Origin of the sequence: Arsukibacterium sp., from assembly GCF_041616895.1 — a bacterium.
Lineage (GTDB): Bacteria > Pseudomonadota > Gammaproteobacteria > Enterobacterales > Alteromonadaceae > Alishewanella.
In genome coordinates, this window is the sequence record NZ_JBFJPY010000163.1 from 1 (window position 1) to 3,746 (window position 3,746).

4 protein-coding genes are annotated in these 3,746 nt (G+C 44.4%); all 4 read right to left on the bottom strand.

Annotated features, from left to right (window positions below; genetic code table 11):
- Position 1: 1 nt before the first annotated feature.
- Positions 2-871: a polysaccharide deacetylase family protein gene (locus ABY802_RS16180; RefSeq protein WP_372628154.1), complete on the bottom strand. Its 870-nt coding sequence runs from the start codon at positions 869-871 to the stop codon at positions 2-4.
- Positions 872-1,011: 140 nt separating this feature from the next.
- Complete coding sequence (locus ABY802_RS16185) at positions 1,012-1,914, bottom strand: hypothetical protein (RefSeq protein ID WP_372628155.1); 903 nt, start codon at positions 1,912-1,914, stop codon at positions 1,012-1,014.
- Positions 1,911-3,446 carry a lipopolysaccharide biosynthesis protein gene (locus ABY802_RS16190; protein WP_372628156.1) on the bottom strand — a complete coding sequence of 512 codons (1,536 nt, stop codon included), beginning with the start codon at positions 3,444-3,446 and terminating at the stop codon, positions 1,911-1,913. The genes ABY802_RS16185 and ABY802_RS16190 overlap by 4 nt, the downstream gene beginning before the upstream one ends.
- 108 nt (positions 3,447-3,554) lie before the next feature.
- Positions 3,555-3,746, bottom strand: a 192-nt coding sequence (locus ABY802_RS16195) for a hypothetical protein (protein ID WP_372628157.1), incomplete at its 5' end; no start/stop codon positions are given.

Sequence of the window (3,746 nt, forward strand, 5' to 3'; positions counted from 1 at the left end):
ATCAGCGATCGCCCCGTTTAAAAGTGGCAACTGCAGCACGCAGGAGCGTCATTACTCCAGTTAACTCAGCTTCAAATTCTAGTTCACTAACTCGGTCACTATCAACTAACCTGGGCAAAGTTAGCAAACCTCTACGTTTGTTTACCAATTCGTTTTCAGTTGTGGTGGCAGTTTTAATGTTGAGCTCATTAAGGATATTTAGCTGTTCTGAGTGATATTCACCACTTGGATAACAAAAATGTTGCGGGTTTTTACCAGTAAGTTGGCTGATATAGGCCCGATTGTTGGTAATTTCAACAGCGGCATCTTGCAGATTTAATTCAGAAAACTTATGGCGATGGGTATGCAGCTCTATAGCTAACCCTTGCTCAGCCAACTCACTAACTTTCTCAGGTGTCAGAAACATAAATTTACCTGTTTGTGGCCAACGTTGAATATCTTCTCCAAAACATGCTGCTAATTCCAGTAATATAGTTTGTTCGCTCGCGGAGCCAAGTTGAGCTGAGAGTTGCAACAGCTGATGAACTGTTAGTTCTTTCGCATCCGTGTAGGGTTTTAGGCAGCTGTTATTGGCCATAATAAAAGGTCGCTTATGCTTCCAAAATAAATAAAAGCACGAAAGTTTGAATATTGGTCGTTGATTAAAAACAAAGTAGGTTGATAGATACAAGGTTGCGTTGAAGCCGAATTTTTTAAGGGTGGGTAGCATGCCTTGCTCGATGGCCGCCCAACCATCGTCGATCGTAATCACCAGGGTATTTTTGTTATATTGGCCTGCTTGATGCTGCTCGTACAGCTTGTCCAGCGACACCGGACTGAAGCCCCATTTTTTTACCAGTGCCATGCGTCTGGCGAAGGTAGCGCTTCGCATAAACACACCGGGAAATAACTGATATTCATCATCTACTGAAATGCCGTGGTAACACAAAATACGCGGCCGTCTGGCAGTAATTACTTTTGCCAGGCTAAACAATCCAAACCAGCGAAATAAGGTTAAAATAGCGGTTTTCATCACATTTTTTGCCTATTGTACCAGGCAAGCAGCCGGCGCCTGGGGATAAAAATAACATAATTTTTAGGCTTATACTGCCCAGCAGCATAAGCGTGTTGACGCGTTGCAGAACGGCTAAAAGCACCACTTGATTCACCCTCCGCATGAGAATAAAACCAGCTAGCCTGCATTTCGCTAAGCAGCTGACTGATAAATGCCAGCCTGGGGCTGACAGTAGTAATAGCCGGATCATAAAACCAGCAGGCACCCACCACGCCTTTTAGTTGCGGATTAAGTAGTAGTAACTCAGCCAGCTGAAGGCACGTCTGGCGCCAGCCGGCGGCGGTTAACTGCTTTATTTCTGACAAGTGAATATGCAGCCGGCAAACCGGTTTATTGCCTCTGGCTTCAGCTAAAACGCGTAAAAAGTTGACTGCCTGTGCAAAGCCCTTGTTGTACAGTAATGAACGCTGGATAGCAGAACAGGGCTCTACTACCCGTTCAGCACAGGGCAGCAGCGAACCGGTTAACAAGCCAATATCTTTAAGAAATATATCACTTTTTTGCAATTGGGTTTCGGTAGCATTAGCCCACAGCTGATGAATGCGCTGTAAGCTGCGTTGGTAGTTATTGCTTATGTCGACTGTTGTAGCCAGCGGTAGTTGTTGCACTGAAAACTCTGCCAGCAATTTTAACATTAGCAATCTGGCCAGCTGCTCCCTGCTACAGCCAAGTTGCAGCGGTAATGCAGCTAAGTTTGTGAGTAAGTCTGGCCGCTGATTATAAGCCTGATAAGCTTTTGCCGGGTAACACTGTTGTTGCAGTTGCTTAAGCACTTCACTGGTTGCGCTGTTTTGCAGCAGTGGACTGAGTTGCACTTGTTGTAAAGCCGCTTGCTGAATGCAAACCAGAGAATCGGTCATGGCAGCGAGCTACCAGATTTTGGAGGAAAATTCTTTAAGCGCAGTCGACTGAAGATATTGTGCTCAAAACCCTTCGGATAGCCCTGTAAATGCCATATCAATAAAGTGACCAGACTGTAACTAAGCACCCCTGTTAAGGTTTCCAGCAATAATTGCAACAATGGTATGGCTACGCTGACTGATGACTGCACCGCCCACACCGCCAATGCCATCGTTAGCCCTGCCAAAACCGGGCGGATAAATGCCCTTAGTAGATCAGCTATCGGTAGCTTTAGAAAACGGATGACAATGGCCTGCACTATAAACACCATTAATAGCGTTGAGCCAAGCCGTGCCTGGCCAATACCGATTAAACCGTTGTAATCTAATAGCGGAATAAATAACGCAAAAAACACTGCCAAGCGGGAAAAATTAATAAAGAAAGAGATATGTGGTTTGCCGCTGGCCAGGTAAACATAACTATTGTTAGAGGTAACGCTAAAAAACATATTAGCCAGCGCAAGCAGCTGCAGTAGTGGCACCATACTCAGCCATTGGTCGCCTAGTAGCACTGCCACCAGTAAAGGCGAAACCATGGCAATACCAATAGAGAAGGGGATGGTCAGACTGGCAGTTAACGCCGTAGTATTTAGGTAGGCTTTTTTAAGTTCAATCTGGTTATCTTGGAAGCGGGCGTATACAGGAAAGGTCGCTTTATTTATTGGTAATGCAATATGGCTAGTAGGCAATTGGCCAATCTCTTGACTTAACGATAAAAAACCAAGGGCGGAAGGTGATAACATTTTACCTACCATCAGTTGACTCACTTTATCGTTGATAAAATAAACCACATTATTTAGCAGCAACCAGCGCGAGAACTTAAACAGCTTATTAAAAGATTTAAAACAGATCCGCGGCCGGTATGGATGCATTATGTAGCTATAAATTACAACAACAAGTTTGTTACTTAGTACACCGAGCACCAGTGCCCAATAATTACGCAATACAAATGCGAGGCCTAGGGTGATAACAAAGCTGATAACTTTAGGCACTAGTTGCAGTTGCAGCTCTTTACGGAAATTTAAATCTCGCTGAAAGTTAACAACGCCAATATTATGTAAACCCGATAATCCACTGACAAAAGCCATTATATACAGCACGTCTTGCAATCGGTCATCCTGATAAAAGCTCGCGACCAGCGGAGCTATCAGTACCAGACATAACGCTGCAACCATGCCAAACAGCACATTAAAGGTCCAGGCACTGTTGTAATCATCAATATTATTGGTTTTTTGCTGAATTAGCGCGGTACCAAGCGCGAGCGCGCCAAACAGTTCAATAAAGGCATAAATAGCCACAGTGATGGCCACCAGGCCGAAATCTTCCGGTGTTAATAAACGGGCCAGAAAAATAGAGCTGACAATGCCAATTGACTTGATACTTAAGCGGGTAATCAGCATAAAAACCGAGCCGGAATACACCTTATTATGGGTATGGTTATTCTGGGATTGGTCTTGCTGATCCTGGCTATCCTGGCCTGGTGAGGAGGGCATTACAGAAAATCCATTTTATTGAGTAAATTGCCATGCATTTATATCAATAAAACGCCTTAATAGCCAGCAGCTGACACCAACAAGCTGGCCATTTTAATTTGACAAACGTTATTCAGTAGCCAGAATGACGTTATCAATATACAGCTCCATTCTCTGCGCCGGCTTGGCGGTGCCGCCATGATAAAAATTCAGCCATAACCGTTCTATTTTAAGATCGCTGGTATCCCGAAAACGAATATTACTGCGCTCAAACACCTGCTGCTGGTCAACCCAGGCTTTTAGCACACCATTTTGTTCACC